This window comes from Paraburkholderia sp. BCC1884 (assembly GCF_900996225.1).
In the GTDB taxonomy this organism is placed as follows: domain Bacteria; phylum Pseudomonadota; class Gammaproteobacteria; order Burkholderiales; family Burkholderiaceae; genus Paraburkholderia.
In genome coordinates this window covers 1-20,060 of sequence record NZ_CAAJGL010000090.1, presented here as the reverse complement: position 1 = coordinate 20,060, position 20,060 = coordinate 1, and the positions used below count along the sequence as shown (strand labels likewise).

16 protein-coding genes are annotated in these 20,060 nt (G+C 62.2%); 6 read left to right on the top strand and 10 right to left on the bottom strand.

The window, feature by feature from the left end; all coding sequences use genetic code 11:
* Positions 1–63: 63 nt before the first annotated feature.
* Entirely contained in the window at positions 64–1,296 is a 1,233-nt protein-coding gene (locus FQ705_RS18930) for an MFS transporter (RefSeq protein ID WP_144143598.1), read from the top strand.
* Between the two features lie 323 nt (positions 1,297–1,619).
* Positions 1,620–3,902 (top strand): NADP-dependent malic enzyme, encoded by a 2,283-nt coding sequence (locus FQ705_RS18925; protein WP_144143597.1) that lies wholly within the window; start codon positions 1,620–1,622, stop codon positions 3,900–3,902.
* Positions 3,903–4,039: 137 nt separating this feature from the next.
* On the opposite strand, the gene FQ705_RS18920 is transcribed toward FQ705_RS18925, so the two are convergent.
* Entirely contained in the window at positions 4,040–7,639 is a 3,600-nt protein-coding gene (locus FQ705_RS18920; protein WP_144143596.1) for an indolepyruvate ferredoxin oxidoreductase family protein, read from the bottom strand.
* A gap of 360 nt (positions 7,640–7,999) precedes the next feature.
* On the opposite strand from FQ705_RS18920, the gene FQ705_RS18915 reads away from it, so the two are divergent.
* Positions 8,000–8,200 (top strand): hypothetical protein, encoded by a 201-nt coding sequence (locus FQ705_RS18915; RefSeq protein WP_144143595.1) that lies wholly within the window; start codon positions 8,000–8,002, stop codon positions 8,198–8,200.
* 145 nt (positions 8,201–8,345) lie between these two features.
* Here FQ705_RS18915 and hppD read toward each other — a convergent pair whose 3' ends face one another.
* Complete coding sequence (gene hppD / locus FQ705_RS18910; RefSeq protein ID WP_144143594.1) at positions 8,346–9,443, bottom strand: 4-hydroxyphenylpyruvate dioxygenase; 1,098 nt, start codon at positions 9,441–9,443, stop codon at positions 8,346–8,348.
* A 170-nt stretch (positions 9,444–9,613) separates the two neighbouring features.
* On the opposite strand from hppD, the gene FQ705_RS18905 reads away from it, so the two are divergent.
* Entirely contained in the window at positions 9,614–10,111 is a 498-nt protein-coding gene (locus FQ705_RS18905) for an Lrp/AsnC family transcriptional regulator (RefSeq protein WP_144143593.1), read from the top strand.
* Positions 10,112–10,195: 84 nt separating this feature from the next.
* Here the strand turns inward: FQ705_RS18905 and FQ705_RS18900 are convergent, their stop codons facing one another.
* From FQ705_RS18900 to paaA, 8 genes are all read right to left on the bottom strand, one after another.
* The gene (locus FQ705_RS18900; protein WP_144143592.1) at positions 10,196–10,864 is read right to left on the bottom strand and encodes a GNAT family N-acetyltransferase; all 669 of its coding nucleotides are present in this window, start codon (positions 10,862–10,864) and stop codon (positions 10,196–10,198) included.
* 242 nt (positions 10,865–11,106) lie between these two features.
* Complete coding sequence (locus tag FQ705_RS18895) at positions 11,107–11,715, bottom strand: TetR/AcrR family transcriptional regulator (protein ID WP_144143591.1); 609 nt, start codon at positions 11,713–11,715, stop codon at positions 11,107–11,109.
* 14 nt (positions 11,716–11,729) lie between these two features.
* Complete coding sequence (locus tag FQ705_RS18890) at positions 11,730–12,542, bottom strand: DUF1835 domain-containing protein (protein ID WP_144143590.1); 813 nt, start codon at positions 12,540–12,542, stop codon at positions 11,730–11,732.
* A 148-nt stretch (positions 12,543–12,690) separates the two neighbouring features.
* Positions 12,691–13,779: a 1,2-phenylacetyl-CoA epoxidase subunit PaaE gene (gene paaE / locus FQ705_RS18885; protein ID WP_144143589.1), complete on the bottom strand. Its 1,089-nt coding sequence runs from the start codon at positions 13,777–13,779 to the stop codon at positions 12,691–12,693.
* 1 nt (position 13,780) lies between these two features.
* A complete protein-coding gene (gene paaD, locus FQ705_RS18880) occupies positions 13,781–14,323 on the bottom strand; it encodes a 1,2-phenylacetyl-CoA epoxidase subunit PaaD (protein WP_144143588.1) in 543 nt (180 codons plus the stop codon).
* 7 nt (positions 14,324–14,330) lie between these two features.
* Positions 14,331–15,134, bottom strand: coding sequence for a 1,2-phenylacetyl-CoA epoxidase subunit PaaC (gene paaC / locus FQ705_RS18875; RefSeq protein ID WP_144143587.1), 804 nt, complete (start codon positions 15,132–15,134; stop codon positions 14,331–14,333).
* A gap of 8 nt (positions 15,135–15,142) precedes the next feature.
* Complete coding sequence (gene paaB / locus FQ705_RS18870; RefSeq protein WP_007179854.1) at positions 15,143–15,427, bottom strand: 1,2-phenylacetyl-CoA epoxidase subunit PaaB; 285 nt, start codon at positions 15,425–15,427, stop codon at positions 15,143–15,145.
* Positions 15,428–15,466: 39 nt separating this feature from the next.
* Positions 15,467–16,465 carry a 1,2-phenylacetyl-CoA epoxidase subunit PaaA gene (gene paaA / locus FQ705_RS18865; RefSeq protein ID WP_144143586.1) on the bottom strand — a complete coding sequence of 333 codons (999 nt, stop codon included), beginning with the start codon at positions 16,463–16,465 and terminating at the stop codon, positions 15,467–15,469.
* Between the two features lie 219 nt (positions 16,466–16,684).
* Between paaA and FQ705_RS18860 the strand changes: the two genes are divergently transcribed.
* The gene (locus FQ705_RS18860) at positions 16,685–18,310 is read left to right on the top strand and encodes an NAD(P)/FAD-dependent oxidoreductase (RefSeq protein WP_144143585.1); all 1,626 of its coding nucleotides are present in this window, start codon (positions 16,685–16,687) and stop codon (positions 18,308–18,310) included.
* A gap of 96 nt (positions 18,311–18,406) precedes the next feature.
* The gene (locus tag FQ705_RS18855) at positions 18,407–19,678 is read left to right on the top strand and encodes an SGNH/GDSL hydrolase family protein (protein ID WP_144143584.1); all 1,272 of its coding nucleotides are present in this window, start codon (positions 18,407–18,409) and stop codon (positions 19,676–19,678) included.
* Positions 19,679–20,060 lie beyond the last annotated feature (382 nt).

Genomic DNA, 20,060 nt, shown 5'->3' with positions numbered 1-20,060 from the left:
CTCACGCGAATTTCTTGGAACGCGGTCAGCGCCGCGTCCTCTTCGACCTACGGAATGCTTTCAATGACCACCGCTCCCGCCGCTACCGACACCCGCGCATCCGTCAAGCGAGGCTACGCCGGACGCGCGTTGCTCGCCGCGGTGCTCGGTTACGCGATGGACGGCTTCGATCTGCTGATCCTCGGTTTCATGCTGCCCGTGATCGCCGCGGACCTGCACCTGAGTTCCGCGCAGGCGGGCTCGCTCGTCACGTGGACGTTGATTGGCGCGGTGGCGGGCGGTTTGATCTTCGGCGTGTTGAGCGACTATTTCGGACGCGTGCGCATGCTCACGTGGACGATCCTGATCTTCGCCGTGTTCACCGGCCTCTGCGCCCTCGCACAAGGCTATGCCGATCTGCTGACGTACCGGACCGTCGCCGGGATCGGGTTGGGCGGCGAGTTCGGCATCGGCATGACGTTGGTGGCCGAAGCCTGGCCGGCGTCGCAACGCGCACGCGTCTCGTCGTATGTCGGGCTCGGCTGGCAGCTCGGCGTGCTGGCGGCCGCGTTGCTGACGCCGTTGCTGTTGCCGGTGATCGGCTGGCGCGGCATGTTCGCAATCGGTTTGCTGCCCGCTGTGGTGTCGTTCTTCGTGCGCCGCCGCGTCGAGGAACCGGCGCTCTTCACCGAGCGCGTGTCGCGCGGCATGCGCAAGCTGCCGCTCAAACTGCTGATTGCCGATGGCCGCACGACCCGCGCGAGCATCGGCGTCGCGATTCTCTGTTCGGTGCAGAACTTCGGCTATTACGGTCTGATGATCTGGCTTCCGAGCTATCTGTCGACAACCTTCGGCTATTCGCTGACCAAATCCGGACTGTGGACCGCCGCGACGATTCTCGGCATGGCTTGCGGCATCTGGCTCTTCGGCATCGCGGCCGACCGTTTCGGTCGCAAGCCGACCTTCCTGTTCTATCAGGCGGGCGCCGTGGTGATGGTGTTCGTCTACGCCCACCTGGCCACGCCGATGGCGTTGCTGATCGGCGGCGCGGCGATGGGCGTATTCGTCAACGGAATGATCGGCGGATATGGCGCGCTGATCTCCGAGCTCTATCCCACCGAGGCACGCGCGACTGCGCAAAACGTGCTGTTCAACGTGGGTCGTGCGGTCGGCGGATTTGGTCCGGTCGCGGTGGGCGCACTAGCCGCACGCTACTCGTTTGGTGCAGCGCTCGCGCTGCTCGCGTCGATCTATCTGCTCGACATTTTCGCGACCCTTTTCCTCATTCCCGAACGCCGCGGCGCCGAGCTGGAGTAAGCGTAACGCGCACTCGCACCACACGCTTGTGAGCGGCAGACGACACGCCGCAAAGCGGCCTCTGCATGCGGCGCTGCAGCATGAAAAAGGCCTGTTTCGCTGATGGTGAGCAGTGTTAACCAGTCAGTGCATCGCCGCTTTCGGGGTGTACACTGATCGACCCGCGAAGCATTCCGCACCGTCCTGTCTTGCGCCGAGGTTCGACGCCGCGCCCAACCGGCGCATGCGAAAACCGCCTCGGTCGATTACCCATTCGACAGATGGACGCGCCGTCAGCGGTGCGATGTGCCGGGCCCGATTACTTACGTCTCGCAGGTCAAAAAATGGACGAACAACTTAAGCAAAGCGCTCTCGCATATCACCAGAATCCGAAGCCTGGCAAGATTTCGGTCACGCCCACCAAACCGCTGTCGAACCAGCTCGATCTGTCGCTCGCGTATTCGCCGGGCGTCGCCGCAGCCTGTATGGCGATTTACGACGAACCGCTCGACGCGCAGAAGTACACCTCGCGCGGCAACCTCGTCGGCGTGATTACGAACGGCACGGCGGTGCTGGGGCTTGGCAACATCGGCCCGCTCGCAGCGAAGCCGGTGATGGAAGGCAAGGGCTGTCTCTTCAAGAAGTTCGCGGGCATCGACGTGTTCGACATCGAACTCGCCGAGTCCGACCCGGACAAGCTCGTCGAAGCGATCGCGATGCTCGAGCCGACGCTCGGCGGCATCAACCTCGAAGACATCAAGGCGCCCGAGTGCTTCTACATTGAGAAGAAGCTGCGCGAGCGCATGAAGATTCCGGTTTTCCACGACGATCAGCACGGCACGGCGATCATCGCGTCGGCGGCGATCCTGAACGGCTTGAAAGTGGTCGGCAAGAAGCTCGACGAAGTGAAGCTGGTGTGTTCGGGTGCGGGTGCGGCGGCGATCGCGTGTCTGGATCTGCTGGTGAACCTGGGGCTGTCGAAGAAAAACGTTCTCGTCACCGATTCGAAGGGCGTGATCTACGAAGGTCGCGGCAATCTCGATCCGTCGAAGGAACGTTACGCGGCGAACACCGAAGCGCGCACGCTGGCTGATGCCATCCGTGGCGCCGACGTGTTCCTCGGCTGCTCGAGCGCAGGCGTGCTGAAGCCGGAAATGGTCGTCGAGATGGGCACCCGGCCGCTGATCCTCGCGCTGGCCAATCCGGAGCCGGAAATCCGTCCGGAAGACGCGAAGAAGGTGCGCCCGGACTGCATCATCGCCACCGGCCGTTCGGACTACCCGAACCAGGTCAACAACGTGTTGTGCTTCCCGTTCATCTTCCGTGGCGCGCTGGATGTCGGTGCGACCACGATCACGGAAGAGATGAAGCTCGCCTGCGTGCGCGCGATCGCCGAACTGGCCGAAGAAACCGATCAGGGCGATGAAGTCGCGAAGGCCTACGAAGGCCACTCGCTGGAATTCGGTCCGGACTACCTGATCCCGAAGCCGTTCGATCCGCGCCTCATCATCAAGATCGCGCCGGCTGTCGCGCAGGCCGCCATGGACTCGGGCGTCGCGACCCGTCCGATCGCGGACATGGACGCCTACCGCGAAGAACTCGCCACGACCGTGTATCGCACAGGCATGGTGATGCGTCCGGTGTTTGCGGCCGCGAAGTCGGAACCGGCGCGCATCGTGTTCGCCGAAGGTGAAGACGAGCGCGTGCTGCGTGCCGCGCAATTCGTGCTGCTGGAAAAGATCGCCAAGCCGATTCTGGTCGGCCGTCCTTCGGTGATCGACATGCGTCTGAAGAAGATGGGCTCGAAGCTCAAGTGCGGTGAAGACTTCGAGATCGTCGATCCGGAAGACGATCCGCGCTATCAGCAATGCTGGCAGGCGTACCACGAACTCGGCGCGCGCGAAGGTGTCACGCCGGACGTGGCCAAGGCCGCAATGCGCAAGTTCAACACGCTGATCGGCGCGATACTTGTGAGTCTGGGCGAAGCCGACGGCATGATCTGCGGCATGATCGGCCAGTACCATGCGCATCTGAAGTTCATCGAGCAGGTGCTGGGCAAGGCGGACAACGTGCAGAATTTCGCCGCCATGAATCTGCTGATGCTACCGGGCCGCAATCTGTTCATCTGCGATACGTACGTGAACGAAACGCCGACCGCCGAGCAACTCGCCGATATGACGATGCTGGCATCGCGCGAAATCGAAAAATTCGGTATCACGCCGAAGGTGGCGTTGCTGTCGAACTCGAACTTCGGCAGCGCGCCGTCGTCGTCGTCGCAACGGATGGCGGCGGCTCGCAAGCTGATCGCCGAACGTGCGCCGACGCTTGAAATCGATGGCGAAATGCATGGCGACGCGGCGTTGTCGGAGGCCGTGCGCAAAGCGGCGTTCCCGGGCACGACGTTGTCGGGCGAAGCGAACCTGCTGATCATGCCGAACGTGGAAGCGGCAAACATCACGTACAACCTGCTGAAGATGATCGGCGGCGAAGGCGTGACGGTCGGCCCGTTCCTGTTGGGCGCGGAAAAGCCGGTGCACATCCTGACGCCGGCCGCGACCGTGCGCCGGATCATCAACATGACAGCGGTGGCTTCGGCTAACGCGCGCAAGCCGGCCAAAGCGAAGTAATACGGACGGTTTGACGATTGAAGCGATGCCTCGACGAGGTGTTCGCTTCACACACATCGCTCCATGAAAAAACGCCACGGAAGTTGATTCCGTGGCGTTTTTTTTGGGGAAGACTACGGCTTGATAACCGCTAACGATCAGGCCGCGTGTTGCGTCTTGCCAGCGTCCGGCGAACGCCAGCGCGCCAGCAACTCGGTCCACTTGACCCGCACGCCCTTCAGGTTGTTTTCCTTCACGTGACCATAGCCGCGGATGCCGTCCGGCAGCGTCGCCAGTTCCACTGCCAGTTCACGCTTCGGCACGCTCAAGCCGGCGATCAGTTCACGCACCAGCGCTTCGTACTCGCCGATCAACGCACGTTCGGTACGACGCTCTTCGGTCTTGCCGAACACATCGAGTGCGGTACCGCGCAGGAACTTGAACTTCGCCAGCACATGCATCGCGCTGAAGACCCAGGGACCGTATTTCTTCTTCACCAGACGGCCTTGCGCATCCTTCTTCGAGAAAGTCGGCGGCGCGAGGTGAATGTGCAGTTTCCAGTCGCCTTCGAAATTCGCCTTCAGTTTTTCGATGAATGCCGGATCGCTGTACAGGCGCGCGACTTCGTATTCGTCCTTGTAGGCCATCAGCTTGTGCAGGTTCTTCGCGACCGCTTCGGTCAGCGGCAGTTGGCCGTCGATCGAATCGAGCGCCGATTCCGCCGCACGCACTTGTGACACCAGGGCGCGATAGCGCTCGGCGTACGCCGCGTTCTGCCATGCCGCCAGATACTCGGCACGCTTGTCGATCAACGTATCCAGCGCCTTCGGCGTGTGCAGCGAGATGATCTTGCTGCTGGCCTTTTCCACTGCGCCACCGCGGCTTTGCGATTGCGCAATCTGACGCACTGCGGCCAGATCGTGCGCAGCGCGACGGCCCCACTCGAATGCCGCGCGGTTCTTGTCGACCTGCACGGCGTTCAACTCGATGGCACGCATCAGCGATTGATACGTGAGCGGCACCCAGCCGCGCTGCCATGCGTAACCCAGCACGAACGGATTCGTGTAGATCGCGTCGCCGAGCAACGCGACGGCGAAGTGATTCGCGTCGATTGCATCGACGCCGTCGTCGCCCGCACCGGCACGCACGTCGGCCTCGGTGCTGCTGCCCGGGAAACGCCAGTTCGGGTTCTTGATGAGCGCCGCGGTCGGCGTTTGCGCGCTGTTCAACACGACGCGCGTGCGGCCCACCTGCATCCGCGAAACGCATTCGTCGCTTGCCGTGACGATCGCGTCGCAGCCGATCACGAGACTCGCTTCGCCCATCGCGATACGGGTTGCGTGGATGTCGGCCGGATTGCGCGCGATCTGCACGTGGCTCATCACAGCGCCGCCTTTCTGCGCGAGGCCAGTGACGTCGAGGACGGTGACGCCCTTGTTCTCCAGATGCGCGGCCATGCCGAGCAGCGCGCCGATCGTCACGACGCCCGTGCCGCCGACGCCCGTCACCAGCACCCCATAAGGACGGTCGATCGACGGCAGTTCCGGTTCCGGCACCGGCGGCATGGACTCGCCGGCCACGCCGGAAGCCGCCTTGGGTTTGCGCAACTGACCGCCTTCAACCGAGACGAAGCTCGGGCAAAAGCCGTTCACGCACGAGAAGTCCTTGTTGCAGCTCGACTGATTGATCTGGCGCTTGGTGCCGAATTCGGTATCGAGCGGTTCCACCGACAGGCAATTCGACTTCACCGAGCAATCGCCGCAACCTTCGCACACGGCCTCGTTGATCACGACGCGGCGTGCCGGGTCCGGATACGTGCCGCGTTTCCGGCGACGGCGCTTCTCGGTCGCACAGGTCTGGTCGTAGATCAGGATCGTGGTGCCGCCGATCTCGCGCAACTGCCGCTGAATCTCGTCGAGCTTGTCGCGATGGTGAATATCGATGCCCGGAGCCAGGCCCACGTTCGCCGAATACTTCTCCGGTTCGTCGGTGACGATCACGATTTTCGTCGCGCCTTCGGCGGCGAGTTGATGCGTGATCTGCGGCACGGTCAGCACGCCGTCGACCGGCTGGCCGCCCGTCATCGCAACCGCATCGTTGTAGAGCAGCTTGTAGGTGATGTTCACCTTTGCGGCGATCGCCGCGCGAATGGCCAGCAGCCCGGAGTGAAAATAGGTGCCGTCGCCGAGGTTGGCGAACACGTGCTGGTCATTGGTGAACGGCGCCTGACCGACCCACGCGACGCCTTCGCCGCCCATCTGGCTGAACGTGCTGGTGCTGCGGTCCATCCACACGGTCATGTAGTGGCAGCCGATGCCGGCCATCGCGCGCGAACCTTCCGGCACATTGGTCGACGTGTTGTGCGGGCAGCCCGAGCAGAACCACGGCTTGCGCTCGGCTTCGACGCGCGGACGCGCCAGCGCTCTTTCCTTGGCTTCGATCACCGCGATGCGCGAGGCGATACGCGCGCGTACGTCGGACGGCAGATCGAACTTGTCCAGACGCGTGGCAATGGCCTTGGCGATGATCGCCGGCGAGAGCTCGTAGTGCGCGGGCAGCAGCCAGTTGCCCATCGGCACCGACCATTCGCCGCCTGCGCCGTCTTTCTCGTCGAACTTGCCGAACACGCGCGGACGCTGTGCATCGGGCCAGTTGTACAACTCTTCCTTGATGGCGTATTCGAGAATCTGGCGCTTTTCTTCGACCACCAGGATTTCTTCGAGGCCCTTGGCGAACGCGTGGGCGCCTTGCGCTTCGAGCGGCCACACACAGCCGACCTTATACAGACGGATGCCGATGCGCGAGCAGGTTTCGTCGTCGAGACCGAGGTCGGTCAGTGCCTGACGCACATCGAGATAAGCCTTGCCGCCGGTCATGATGCCGAAGCGCGCATGCGGCGAATCGATTTCGACGCGGTCCAGCTTGTTCGCGCGCACGTAGGCGAGGGCGGCGTACCACTTGTAGTCGAGCAGACGCGCTTCCTGCACCAGCGGCGGGTCCGGCCAGCGGATATTCAGGCCGCCGTCAGGCATCGCGAAGTCTTCCGGCAGGATGATTTTGGTGCGATGCGGGTCGATATCGACCGAGGCCGACGATTCGACCACATCGGTCACGCACTTCATCGCGACCCACAGGCCGGAGTAGCGGCTCATCGCCCAGCCGTGCAGACCGAAGTCGAGATATTCCTGCACGTTCGACGGAAACAGCACCGGCAGGCCGCAAGCTTTGAAGATGTGTTCGGACTGGTGCGCAAGTGTGGAGGACTTGGCCGCGTGGTCGTCGCCGGCAAGCACCAGCACGCCACCGTGCTGCGCCGAGCCGGCCGAGTTGCCGTGCTTGAAGACGTCGCCGGAACGGTCGACACCGGGACCCTTGCCGTACCACATGGAGAACACGCCGTCGTATTTGGCGCTGGGGTACAGATTGACTTGCTGCGAACCCCAGACGGCGGTCGCCGCGAGGTCTTCGTTGACGCCAGGCTGGAACACGACCTGATGCGCGGCGAGATGCTGTTTCGCCTTCCACAAGGATTGGTCGAGTCCGCCGAGTGGCGATCCACGGTAACCGGAGATGAAGCCGGCGGTATTGAGCCCGGCGGCCCGGTCGCGTTCCTGTTGCAGCATCGGCAGACGGACCAGCGCCTGGATACCGCTCATGTACGCGCGGCCGCGTTCGAGGGTGTATTTGTCGTCGAGCGTGACGGAAGATAGCGCGGCTTCGAGCGAGGCTCGCTGACCGGCGTCTAGCGGGGCATTCATTATGTGTACTCCTCCAACCAGTTTGGGATCACCAAAACTTTTTTTGGGCCGCGGCATCTTGTGAATGCGTGGGGCCGGGGCCGCCATATTGACGTGTTTTAAGTGATGGTAGCACTGGTGAAAACCCGCCGCAGGCTGCCAAAAATGCGGCTCCGCAAGGCTTTCGAGGAGGAATTGGCATTGGGCGTGTTGGCGGGCGAGTCTTCTCTACCAGGCCGTCTGTAACAAGCTGTAAAAACTACAAATTTGCGGAACCGTAGGTGAAATTTCTGTCTAACTGCCACCTGCGAGCGATGTCAGCGCAACGCTCCGCATTCGGCGGAGCTTCACGGCAGCAGGGTAGTTAGAAAAGGAGTACGCATGCACACAAGGAACATTCAAACTTTCCTGATGGTTTCGGCAGCATTTTTTGCCATGAGCGCCCCGGTGCGCTCGAACACGAGTACCGGCGGTGCGGAAGCATTGTCGAACGCGGTGACGCGCACGGCGCAAGTGGCGCCGATTGCCACGGGGCGCGTCTCGCGCTCCACCCGGTCCGATGAGGAAGACCAGAATTCGTGATGCGAGGCTAACGCGGCGTATCGGTTGTTAACCGGCTGTCGTCCCATTTGAGGCGGCGGCGCAAGTAAAAAGGGCGAGGATCGTGAGATCCTCGCCCTTGTTTTTTCTGCCGCTCAGTTCTGTCTGCGACGCTGACTGCCTGCCGTCAAACTTTATCCTGCACAACGCCGCGGCGAATCTGATCCAGTTCGATCGATTCGAAGAGCGCCTTGAAATTGCCTTCGCCAAAGCCCTGATTGCCCTTGCGCTGAATGATCTCGAAGAAAATCGGGCCGATCTGGTTTTCGGTGAAGATCTGCAGCAGCAAATCGTCCGGTGCGCCGTCGATCAGGATCTTGCGCTTGCGCAGCTCGTCGAGCGGCTCGCCGTGATCGGGTACGCGGCGGTTGACCAGTTCGTAGTAAGTGTCGATCGTGTCGAGCAGCGAGATGTTCGCTTCGCGCAGACCGTCCACCGTGCGATAGATGTCGTTGCTGCCGAGAGCAATGTGCTGAATGCCTTCGCCGTGATACGCGTCGAGATATTCCTGAATCTGGCCGGCGGTGTCCGAGCCCTCTTCGTTGATCGGAATGCGGATCTTGCCGCACGGCGAGGTCATCGCTTTCGACTTCACGCCGGTTACCTTGCCTTCGATATCGAAGTAACGCACTTCGCGGAAGTTGAACAGGCGCTCATAGAATTCCGCCCATTCCTGCATGCGGCCGCGATGCACGTTGTGCGTCAGGTGGTCGATGTAGGTCAGGCCGTGGCCAACCGGATTCGGCTCCGCGCCAGGAATCGGTTCGAAATCGACATCGTAAATATCGATGTTGCCGATGCTGTTCGGCTCGGCGCCGTTCTTGCCGCGCCAGCGGTCGACGAAATAGATCAGCGAATCGCCGATGCCCTTGATTGCCGGAATGTTGAGTTCCATCGGGCCGGTTTTGTTGTCGAAGCCCCATGCGCCTTTTTCAAGCGCCTGCTGGTAGGCCTTGCCGGCATCCTGAACGCGGAAAGCGATCGCGCAGATCGACGGGCCGTGCAGACGCGTGAAGCGCTGCGCAAACGAATCCTGTTCCCCGTTGACGATGAAGTTGATCTCGCCCTGGCGATACAGCGTCACGTTTTTATGACGATGGCGTGCCACGGCAGTGAAGCCCATCTGTTCAAACAGCTTGCCGAGCGCTATCGGGTCCGGTGCGGTGTATTCGATGAATTCGAAGCCGTCGGTGCCGACCGGGTTGTCCCAAGTTGAAACCTGCATGTGTCTGTCTCCTGTGAGGCCGGCGTAGGGCGCAAGCGGAATTGTGCGTTTGAGCGCGACCGAATGACGCAAGTGTAAGTGGGTGTCGGCGACGAAAACTTGCGAACTTAATCGTGCGTGGATACGCTGACGCTAGTTTCTAGCTCAACATTTCAATCTGGCGGCAGAAAATGGCCAATATAGAGATAGACGCCATCGACCGGCGTATTCTGGCAATCCTTCAGGAGAACGGCCGGCTGTCGAATCAGGAGATTGCCGAACGAATCAATCTGTCGCCGAGTCCTTGTCTGCGACGGATTCGACGGCTGGAAGAAAGCGGCGTGATTCGCGGCTATGTCGCATTGCTGGACGCGCAGCTCCTCGGACTCGATCTGCTCGCTTACGTAAATGTGCGCTTGGAAAAGCGGGGCGGGTCGGTGCAGAGTCCGCGTGGGGACGCGACGCACGCGGACCTGTTTCGCGCGGCCGTGCAGACGTGGCCGGAAGTGGTCGCGTGCCACGCAATGACAGGCGATATGGATTACCTGCTACGCGTGCAGGTAGAAGATATGGCGCACTTTTCGCGTTTTGTGCAGGATCAACTGCTGCACCATCCATCGGTGATCGATGTGAAGTCGAGCTTTTCGCTCGAAAAGTTCAAGGAAACGACGGCGTTGCCAATTTTGTGAGCGTTGGGTCGAGAGCGAGAGAGTTGAAAAGCAAAAAGGCAGCCGCGAGGCTGCCTTTTGTCATTTCGCCGAAGCGAAGGCCTGTCAGGCCGCCGCGGCCGTCGGCATGAACGATTCGAACAACTTGGACGCCTGACGCGCCTGACGCTTGAGCGCGTAGTCGAACACGGCGGCTTGTTCCTGCAGCATTTCCGCGATGATGCTCGACTGGTCCGCCGGCGCAAGCGTGAGATACGCATCGGCTTCGCCGTAAGCGTATTCGATCTTCATGCCTGCCTTCTTGGCGATGTGCATCATGGTCGAGTTACGCGACAGGCAGTGCACGTAAAGCGTGGTGACGTGCGTATTGCGGCTACGAATGGCGGCGCGCTCGAACAGCTTCGAGCCAATGCCTTGGCCGCGCGCGCTTTCCAGCACCGACACGCCGAATTCAGCCGTGCGCTTGTCGCCTTCAGCCGGCAGGTAAGCCAAATGACCGACGCCGGTGAGTTGCAACTGGCTGTTGAACACACCAAACACGGTGTCGCGCGTGAAGTCGATCGCGCGGACATAGTTTTCGATGACGTGGTTAGGCGTGATCTGACCGAAGCGCAGCAGGCGGTCGTCTTCGTCCAGCGCGAGGAAGTGGGTCAGCAGGCGCTCGCGATCGACCGCAGTGAGTTCGCGGACCAGAGCAGGCGTACGACCGGCAGGCTGCGACAGGCGATCGCGCGGGACGATCGGCTCGGCGGCGCGGGGTGTAATCAGGTTCATGGTCGGGTTCTCCTTTGATCGAGCGGTATGGTGCACCGCAAAAAGCATTTTAGCGGAAAGCCGCCTCGATCACTAGGGAAAACCCGTATCAAATTCTGAAGAAAATGCCTAAAAGAGTTGCGCCCTATTTTTATGTCTTTGATTTACAAGGGAACGAAAATTGAACGAGCGTTCGTGATGAGATGTCGCACGGGCGCAACTGGTCGATCACTATTTGTTCGGAAGAATGTTGCTGTGCGGAATCAGGCTGCTTTTACGCTCAAGCCGTGGTCCACCATGTTCACCACCTGCTCGGCGAATTCGCGATAGCCCATGCGTCCGTCTGGCTTGAGCCAGGTGAACGTCCAGTTGATCATGCCGAACACCATCATGGTGAGCGCAGTCTGGTTTTCACGCGTGGCGCGTTCCGGATAAGCACGCGCCAGCTGCCGCGCGAAAGCGGCCACCACGTCGCGCTGTCGGTTCAGGATCACCTCGCGCTGCGTGTCGACCAGATACTTCACATCGTTGAGCAAGGCCACGTGCCGGCTGTGAGACGTCTCGTATTCCGACAAAAACGCGCGGATCAGCTCGGCGAACGTCTCCCGTTCGGTGAGACCGCGCCGCTGGCTCGCGCCTTCGACCTCGGCGATGATCAGCATCAGCCGCTTGGTGTAGCGGTCCAGCAGATCGAACAGGATTGCTTCCTTGCTAGCGTAATAGTGGTACAGACGCGCTTTCGAGGTACCGCTCGCCGCGGCCAGATCCGCCATGGACGTGCTCGGATAACTGGTCTGGGCGAATTTGGCCGCGGCCAGTTCGAGAATCTGCTCGCGTTGGGTTTCGTGGTCGGGGGCTCGGGTGCGGGCCATAGTCGTTGGTTTTATTAGTGTGGACAGGGGGCGAGCGCGGCGCACAACTCCAGCGTGCGCCACGCGCTCACATCGCCACGCAGCCGGATGCGACGCGCCGCGGCCAGCTCGCGCAGACGCCACAACGCAACGGTGTCGCTCACGAGAAAGCCGAGTTCAGCGGTCATCAGTTCGGCGGCGACGCGCGCGGCGGGCCGCCAATCGTCGGCGCGGTGTTCGAGAATGAGCGCGTCGAGCTCGGCATAGCTGCCGCTGGTGAAGGTGTTGTCGCGCCAGCGACGCGTTTCGCCGTTCGCGTGTTTGACTTCCTGCCACTCCAGCGCGAGCCGGCTGATACGCAGCACGGAAATCGGCGCGGCGTCGGCGAGTCGCGCCTGCAGCACGGCCGGCGCGAACATGCCGACGGAGGTCGCGTGGTCTTTGCGGCTATGCGCCCACGCTCCCGGATCGGTGAGATCGCGGATCGACAGACGCACCTCGTTCAAGCGCTGCGGGCTGTTGCGCAGGTAATAGCTGACACGGCGCAGCATCAACTGATCGGCCGCGCTTTCGGCGTGCCAGACCACCAGATTGGCTTCGCCACGCGCGATGTTCTCCAGCGCGGCAGCCTGTTCGCGGAATTCGCGCAGGAAATCGCGCCTGGTGTCCGTGCTGATGCGATCCCAGAAGTCGGCGCGCACGTCGGGGCCGTCGTCCACGCCGCGTAGCGGGCCAACCGCCAGATCGTCGCGCAAGGCGATCACACGATCGTCGCGGCCCGCTGCCTGTAGCGCGGCACGCAAGGATTCGGCGGCGACATCGCCATTGGTGAGGTGGATCGTGCTCATCGGCAGGGGCCTGGACGCTTGGACGGTTAACAAAAAGGGGCCGCCCGGCGACCGGAACAGGTGTCCGATCGCGAGCGGCCCCTAGTGTAAGCGGATCGCGAAGCGGCTGAAAGCGCGACGCAGACCGCGCATCCAGTCGCGGGCCAGTTCAACGTTCGTCGTAGCTCACCACCACGCGATCGCTGATCGGGTGGCATTGGCATGTGAGCACGAAACCGTCGCGGATTTCGTGCTCTTCCAGCGTGTAGTTCTTTTCCATCTTCACTTCGCCTTCCAGCACCTTCGCGCGACAGGTGCAGCAGACGCCGCCCTTGCACGCATACGGCAGCGCGAGGCCGGCTTTCAGGCCGACGTCGAGCACGCTCACGCCCTGATACGGCAGACGCAGCTTGCGCCGTTTGCCGTCGAGGACGATTTCGAGGTCGGCGGCCGGTGTGTCTTCGGTGATTTCGACGGGCGGCACGCCCGCTTGCGGCAGCGGCGAGCCGAAGCGCTCCACGTGTACTTTTTGAGCCGGCACGCCCGCTTCTTTCAAAGCGGCCTCGGCGGCGTCCATCATCGGGCCGGGACCGCAGATGAAGGCTTCGTCGATGGCGTCGGCCGGCAGCAGATTCTCGATGAAAGCCGCGCACTTCTGCTGATCCAGCACGCCGTTGAACAGCTCGACATCCTGTAGATCGTCGGACAGCACGTGATACAGCACGAAGCGGTTCATGAAACGGTTTTTCAGATCTTCGAGTTCCTCGGCGAACATGATCTGATCCACGCTGCGGTTGCCGTACACCAGCGTGAAGGTGCTGCGCGGCTCGACTTCGAGCGTGCTCTTGATGATCGCCAGCACCGGCGTGATGCCCGAGCCGCCGGAGAACGCGATGTACTGCTGACCCTGATCGGCGTTCAGGTGGGTGAAGAAGCGGCCGTCCGGCGTCATCACGTCGATCGTGTGACCCGGCTGCAACGTATCGAACGCGAAGTTCGAGAAGCGGCCGCCGCGCACGCGCTTGATGCCGATGCGCAATTCGCCGTCACGGTCGTAATCGGTGACGCCGACGCAGATCGAATACGAGCGGCGCGTTTCCTCACCGTCGATGTGCGTCTTCAGCGTAACGAACTGGCCCTGCGTGAAGCGATAGTGATCGCGCAGTTCGACGGGGACTTCGAAAGCAACCGAGACCGCGTCGGCGGTTTCGGGCCGCACTTCGCGGATACGCAGCGGGTGAAATTGCGGGGTAGCCATATCAGTATGGTTTGAAGTAGTCGAAGGGTTCGCGGCAGTCGATGCAGCGGTACAAGGCTTTGCAGGCCGTCGAGCCGAATTGCGCGAGGCGCTCGGTGTGCGCCGAACCGCAGCGCGGGCACGCTGGCGCGGGCAGCGCGCGCGGTACGAAGCGCATCACTTTTTCCTGCGGCACGGCCGCGGAACCGCAATTGCCAGTCGGCGGCGCGATGCCATAAGCGCGCAGCTTTTCGCGGGCGTCGGCGGTCATCCAGTCGGTGGTCCAGGCCGGCGCGAGCACGGTGGCGACACGGTACGGCTTGATCTCGGCGACGTCGAGCGCGTGCGCGACGTCCTCGGCGATTTGCGACATCGCCGGACAACCGGAGTAAGTCGGCGTGATCACGACTTCGAGCGTGCCGTCGGCGGCGCGCCGCACGTCGCGCAGAATGCCGAGTTCGCGAATCGATACCACCGGAATCTCCGGATCAGGCACCGTTTCGAGCACGGCCCATGCACGTTCGAGCGTGGCGTCGGTCGTCGGGGAGGCGGTCGAGGTCGTCATCGTCGGATTACCAGGTGGCGCCGGGGTGCTGGCGCGCGAGGCTCTGCATTTCGGCCAGCACGAAACCCATGTGCTCGGAATGCTCACCGTGCTTGCCAGTCGTGATGTGCTTGACCGCTTCGGGCAGCTTCAACGTGGCTTCGTCGAGGGTGGCGCGCACGTCGTCGAGCCAGGCGGCTTCCAGATCCACGGTCTGCGGGCCGATGCCGGCTGCTGCAATGGTTTCCTCCACGGCGTCCGCGCTGAAGAATTCGCGCGTGTACGGCAGCAGATAGTCCAGCGCGGCTTGGGCGCGGCGATGCGATTCGTCGGTGCCGTCGCCGAAACGGATCAGCCATTCGCGGGCGTGATGCACGTGGTAGCTGGTTTCCTTGATCGACTTCGAGGCAATCGCGGCCAGTTGCTCGTCGGTGGACGCGGTGAGCGCCGTCCACAGATGTGCCATCAGCGTCGAGTAAAGGAAATTGCGCACGATCGTGACCGCGTAGTCCTTCTCGGTTTGCGCGGTGCCGCTCAGCGGACCGAAATGCGGCAGTTCGGCGAGCGTGTAGTTGGCAAATTCGCGCTCGGCGCGGAAGTAGGCGTAATCGTCTTCCGTGCGGGTCTTGCCGGTGAGCTGCTGCTCGAGCGTGGTGGCGTGCGTGTAGAGCAAGCGCGCTTGGCCGATCAGATCGAGGCTCATGTTCGACAGCGCGATGTCCTCTTCGAGGATCGGGCCGTGGCCGCACCATTCGGTATTACGCTGACCGAGAATCAGCGCGGTATCCGCGAGGCGCAGCACGTACTGGAGATGTTGGGGCGTGATGTCCATGGCCGCGCTTACATGTGGTTGACTTCGTCGGGGAGCGTGTAGAACGTCGGATGGCGGTAAATCTTGTCGCCGGCCGGTTCGAACAGCTCCGCCTTGTCTTCCGGTGCGGAAGCGGTGATCGCCGAAGACGGCACCACCCAGATGCTCACGCCTTCCTGGCGGCGCGTGTAGACGTCACGCGCCATGCGCAGCGCCATTGGCGCGTCCGCGGCGTGCAGGCTGCCGCAGTGCTTGTGGTCGAGTCCCTGCTTGCTGCGCACGAAGACTTCCCAAATCGGCCATTCCTTGTTCATTGCAGATCTCCTGATTCTTTGTCCGGCGTGCCGCGCGGGTCAGGCGGCGTGCTGTTGGGCGCGTTGACGCTGTTTTTCGGCATGGGCGAGGGCCGCTTCACGGACCCAGGTGCCTTCGTCATGGGCTTTGACGCGGGTCGCGAGACGCTCGCGGTTGCACGGGCCGTCGCCATTCACGACGCGCCAGAATTCTTCCCAGTCGATGTCGCCATAGTCGTGCTGGCCGCGCGCTTCGTTCCACTTCAGGTCCGGGTCCGGCAACGTGACACCGAGGATCCTGGCCTGGTCGACGGTGGCGTCGACGAATTTCTGGCGCAGGTCGTCGTTGGAAATGCGCTTGATGCCCCATTTCGACGACTGGTTGCTGTGGATCGAATCCTTGTCGCTCGGGCCGAACATCATCAGCACCGGCCACCACCAGCGGTTCACCGCCTGCTGGACCAGTTCGCGCTGCGCTTCGGTGCCGGCCATCATCGACATGAGCGCGTCGAAACCCTGACGCTGATGGAACGACTCTTCCTTGCAGATGCGGATCATGGCGCGCGCGTACGGGCCATAGGTGCAGCGGCACAGCGGAATCTGGTTCATGATCGCCGCGCCGTCCACCAGCCAGCCGATCACGCCGACGTCCGCCCACGTGGGCGTCGGGTAATTGAAGATGCTCGAATATTTGGCTTTGCCGGAATGCAGCGCCGCGATCAGCTGGTCGCGCGAGACGCCGAGCGTTTCCGCCGCGCTATATAGATAGAGGCCGTGGCCGGCTTCGTCCTGCACCTTGGCGAGCAGAATCGCCTTGCGCTTCAGGCTGGGTGCGCGCGAGATCCAGTTGCCTTCCGGCAGCATGCCGACGATTTCCGAATGCGCGTGCTGCGAGATTTGCCGTACCAGCGTTTTGCGGTATGCCTCGGGCATCCAGTCCTGAGCTTCGATCTTGCCGTCGGCGGCCATGACCGCATCGAACTGCGCCTGCTCGGATGAACTCGCGCCTGCATCGAGCGGGGCGACGTTGCCGGGAATATCCAGGGATTGCGTGTACATGGGGACGCTCTCTGCGGAAGTTGTCTGTGTTGACGGAGTATAAACCAACCGACCGGTCGGTTAATAAATTTTTTGAGACGGGTTTATCCGATTGATAGGAAGGCCCGGTTTCGCCGCTGAAGGCGTTTCGTCAGCGGTGCCGCCCCGCGCCGACACTTAACCTATAAAATTGCGAATTGGCCGTGATTTTCGGCCCACCTACCTGCATCCCCGGTACTCATGTTACGTCTAAGCGAAATCAAACTCCCGCTCGATCATCCCGAAAGCGCCCTCGAAGCGGCCGTGCGTGCGCGCCTCGCGGAACTCGGCGTGCCCGCGGACGGGCTGATCCGATACACCGTGTTTCGCCGTGCGCACGACGCACGCAAGCGCGCCGACATCAAGCTGACCTACATCGTCGATGTCGAGGTCACGGATGAAGCGGCCGCGCTCAAGCGGCTCGCCGACGTGCCGCACTGCAACGTGACGCCCGACATGGCGTACAAGTTCGTCGCCAGGGCGCCCGCGCAGATGACGGCGCCGCGTCCGGTGGTGATCGGCATGGGCCCATGCGGCCTGTTCGCCGGGCTGATTCTTGCGCAGATGGGTTTCCGGCCGATCATCCTCGAGCGCGGCAAGGCCGTGCGCGAGCGGACCAAAGACACGTTTGGGTTGTGGCGCAAGTCGGTGCTCAATCCTGAATCGAACGTGCAGTTCGGCGAAGGCGGGGCGGGCACTTTCTCCGACGGCAAACTCTATAGTCAGATCAAGGATCCGAAACATTACGGCCGCAAGGTGCTCGACGAATTCGTCAGGGCTGGCGCGCCGGAAGACATTCTGTATCTGAGTCGGCCCCATATCGGCACGTTTCGTCTTGTCAGCATGGTCGAAAAGATGCGTGCGACCATTCACGAGCTGGGCGGTGAGGTGCGTTTCGAAAGCCGGGTCGACGATATCGAGATCGAGGACGGCAAGGTGCGCGGGTTGAAGCTCTCGACCGGCGAGACGCTGCGCTGCGACCATGTGGTGCTGGCGGTTGGCCACAGTGCGCGCGATACCTTCGAGATGCTGCACGAACGCGGCGTCTATATCGAGGCGAAGCCGTTTTCGCTCGGTTTTCGGATCGAACATCCGCAGGGCTTGATCGATCGCAGCCGTTTCGGCAAATTTGCTGGTCACAAACAGCTGGGCGCCGCCGACTATAAGGTGGTGCATCACTGCAGCAACGGTCGTGCGGTCTATAGCTTCTGTATGTGCCCAGGCGGCACGGTGGTGGCGGCGACGTCCGAGCCGGGCCGGGTGGTGACCAATGGCATGAGCCAGTATTCCCGCGCGGAGCGTAATGCGAATGCGGGGATTGTCGTCGGCATCACGCCGGAAGACTTTCCCGGCGGCCCGCTTGCGGGTATCGCGTTCCAGCGCAAGTGGGAGGAGCGGGCGTTCGAACTCGGTGGCGGCAACTATATGGCGCCGGGGCAACTCGTCGGTGACTTTATCGCTGGGCGGCCGTCTACCTCGCTGGGTTCGGTCGTGCCGTCCTACAAGCCGGGCGTCCATCCGACCGATCTGAGCACTGCGCTCCCCGATTACGTGATCGAGGCGATTCGCGAAGCCTTGCCGCAGATGGACAAGAAGATCGCCGGATTTGCCATGCACGACGCGGTGTTGACGGGGGTCGAGACGCGCACGTCGTCGCCGATTCGGGTACGTCGCCGGGACGATTATCAGAGCATGAACGTCGAGGGGCTGTATCCGGCTGGTGAGGGCGCGGGGTATGCGGGTGGGATCTATTCGGCAGCTATCGACGGGATCGAAGTCGCCGAAGCGCTTGCCTTGAATATGGTTGGGGCGCAGCCGGCGGCCTGATTGCCTGCTACAGAGCGATCGCGGTCTGCCGGCGATTTGCCTTGGCATTGGGACGTTCGGGCACAATGCTCGTTTCGCCTCGAACCGACCATCCGAATGACCCTTCGCACTCTGGCTGCCGCGTGTGGCGCGGCGCTTCTTTGCCAATTCGCCGTCTCACCGACGGTTTTCGCTGCCGGCGCACCCGACCACTGGGTCTCTGCCTGGGCGACTGCGCTGCAGCCCATCCCGCAGCAGGCAGACTTGCCGCCGCTCTACCGTGCACCGGAAGTCGCGGGGCGCACGGTTCGGCAGATCGTCTATCCGACGCTGTCGGGACGGTCCGCGCGAATTCATCTCAGTAATGAGTACGGCAAGACGCCGCTCGTGATCGAAGGCTTGTGGATCGCGCGCTCGACGGGCGGCGCGGCCGCTTCGCCGAGTGGCGGCGCGCGGGTGACATTCGGTGGCAAAGGTGCCGTGAGCATTCCGGCTGGTGGAGAGCTGGACAGCGATCCGATTGGGGTCGATATCGCCGAAGGCGCGCCGTATGCCATCAGTGCTTACATGGGGCCAGAGCAGCGTATCGTGGCTTGGCATCGGGTGTCGAGTCAGGTGAACTATGTTTCGGCGCCAGGCAACCACGCTGAGGATGCATCGGCGGCGGCGTTTCGCGGTCGATTTACGCAATATGTGTGGGTGACGGGGTTGTCCGTCGAGGCGGTGGCGCCGACGGCGGCGGTTGCCGCGATCGGCGACTCCATCACGGATGGGATGCGCTCGAGCCTGAATCAGAATCGCCGCTGGCCGGACGCGCTGGCGCGTCGCCTCGCGAGCAGCAGCGACCATTCGACGGCCATCGTCAATCTCGGTATTAGCGGCAACCGTCTTCTGAGCGACTCGCAGTGTTACGGCGACGCGCTCGCGCGGCGTTTTGAGCGCGACGTGCTGGCCCGGCCGGGCGTCAAGACGGCGATTTTGCTGATCGGTATCAACGACATCAATTTTGCGTCGATGCCGCAGCGTAGCGGGCTCGACTGCGATTCGCCGCATACCGCGGTGACGGCGGCTGACCTGATCGCCGGATACCAGCGCGTGATCGCCGCCGCGCATCGTTCCGGGGTGAAGGTTTTCGGGGCGACGTTGACGCCGGCGTCTTTGCCGGCCGAGCGCGAAAGCATCCGGCTTGCAGTGAACCAGTGGATTCGCAGCAGCCGGGTCTTCGACGGAATTGTGGATTTCGACGCTGCCCTACGTGACCCGGCGCAAGCAGACCGCCTGCAACGGGGCTTCGACAGCGGCGACCACATTCACCCTAGCGACGCAGGCTATACGGCGATGGCACAAGCGGTGCCGCTGGAGGCGGTAGTAAATTCCACTCGCCGCTGAGCGAGAGAAAAATAGTTCTGTCAAACCCTTGTCACATGGCGAATCTTCACCTAAGATTCGCTTCCTCGTTGCGAACGAGGGCCGCGGCAGAAACCAGCGGCCGTAGCGTCAACAAAGTTTTAAGCGAAAGCAAAAAAAGTTGTTGACAAAACGAAAAAGAGACTTCATAATCTCGTTTCTCTGCTGCAAGTGCAGCGACGCAGAACGAAGCGGTACAGGTGGTTGTGAAGTTGGCAGCCGCGGTGGCCGGTGAGGTAGTGGATGCGTACTCGATCTTTAAAAATTAACAGCCGATAAGTGTGGGCGCTTGATGCGCGATGCGAGCCGGGTCCTTCGGGGTCTGGCGCAAAGCAGAAGTATCAAGTCTCACACAGTAATGAAA

What these genes read in the sequence shown, in the direction of transcription:
- FQ705_RS18930 (WP_144143598.1), top strand. Translation starts at nt 64, where the DNA reads ATGACCACCGCTCCCGCCGCTACCGACACCCGCGCATCCGTCAAGCGA.
- FQ705_RS18925 (WP_144143597.1), top strand. Translation starts at nt 1,620, where the DNA reads ATGGACGAACAACTTAAGCAAAGCGCTCTCGCATATCACCAGAATCCG.
- FQ705_RS18920 (WP_144143596.1), bottom strand. Translation starts at nt 7,639, where the DNA reads ATGAATGCCCCGCTAGACGCCGGTCAGCGAGCCTCGCTCGAAGCCGCG.
- FQ705_RS18915 (WP_144143595.1), top strand. Translation starts at nt 8,000, where the DNA reads ATGCACACAAGGAACATTCAAACTTTCCTGATGGTTTCGGCAGCATTT.
- hppD (WP_144143594.1), bottom strand. Translation starts at nt 9,443, where the DNA reads ATGCAGGTTTCAACTTGGGACAACCCGGTCGGCACCGACGGCTTCGAA.
- FQ705_RS18905 (WP_144143593.1), top strand. Translation starts at nt 9,614, where the DNA reads ATGGCCAATATAGAGATAGACGCCATCGACCGGCGTATTCTGGCAATC.
- FQ705_RS18900 (WP_144143592.1), bottom strand. Translation starts at nt 10,864, where the DNA reads ATGAACCTGATTACACCCCGCGCCGCCGAGCCGATCGTCCCGCGCGAT.
- FQ705_RS18895 (WP_144143591.1), bottom strand. Translation starts at nt 11,715, where the DNA reads ATGGCCCGCACCCGAGCCCCCGACCACGAAACCCAACGCGAGCAGATT.
- FQ705_RS18890 (WP_144143590.1), bottom strand. Translation starts at nt 12,542, where the DNA reads ATGAGCACGATCCACCTCACCAATGGCGATGTCGCCGCCGAATCCTTG.
- paaE (WP_144143589.1), bottom strand. Translation starts at nt 13,779, where the DNA reads ATGGCTACCCCGCAATTTCACCCGCTGCGTATCCGCGAAGTGCGGCCC.
- paaD (WP_144143588.1), bottom strand. Translation starts at nt 14,323, where the DNA reads ATGACGACCTCGACCGCCTCCCCGACGACCGACGCCACGCTCGAACGT.
- paaC (WP_144143587.1), bottom strand. Translation starts at nt 15,134, where the DNA reads ATGGACATCACGCCCCAACATCTCCAGTACGTGCTGCGCCTCGCGGAT.
- paaB (WP_007179854.1), bottom strand. Translation starts at nt 15,427, where the DNA reads ATGAACAAGGAATGGCCGATTTGGGAAGTCTTCGTGCGCAGCAAGCAG.
- paaA (WP_144143586.1), bottom strand. Translation starts at nt 16,465, where the DNA reads ATGTACACGCAATCCCTGGATATTCCCGGCAACGTCGCCCCGCTCGAT.
- FQ705_RS18860 (WP_144143585.1), top strand. Translation starts at nt 16,685, where the DNA reads ATGTTACGTCTAAGCGAAATCAAACTCCCGCTCGATCATCCCGAAAGC.
- FQ705_RS18855 (WP_144143584.1), top strand. Translation starts at nt 18,407, where the DNA reads ATGACCCTTCGCACTCTGGCTGCCGCGTGTGGCGCGGCGCTTCTTTGC.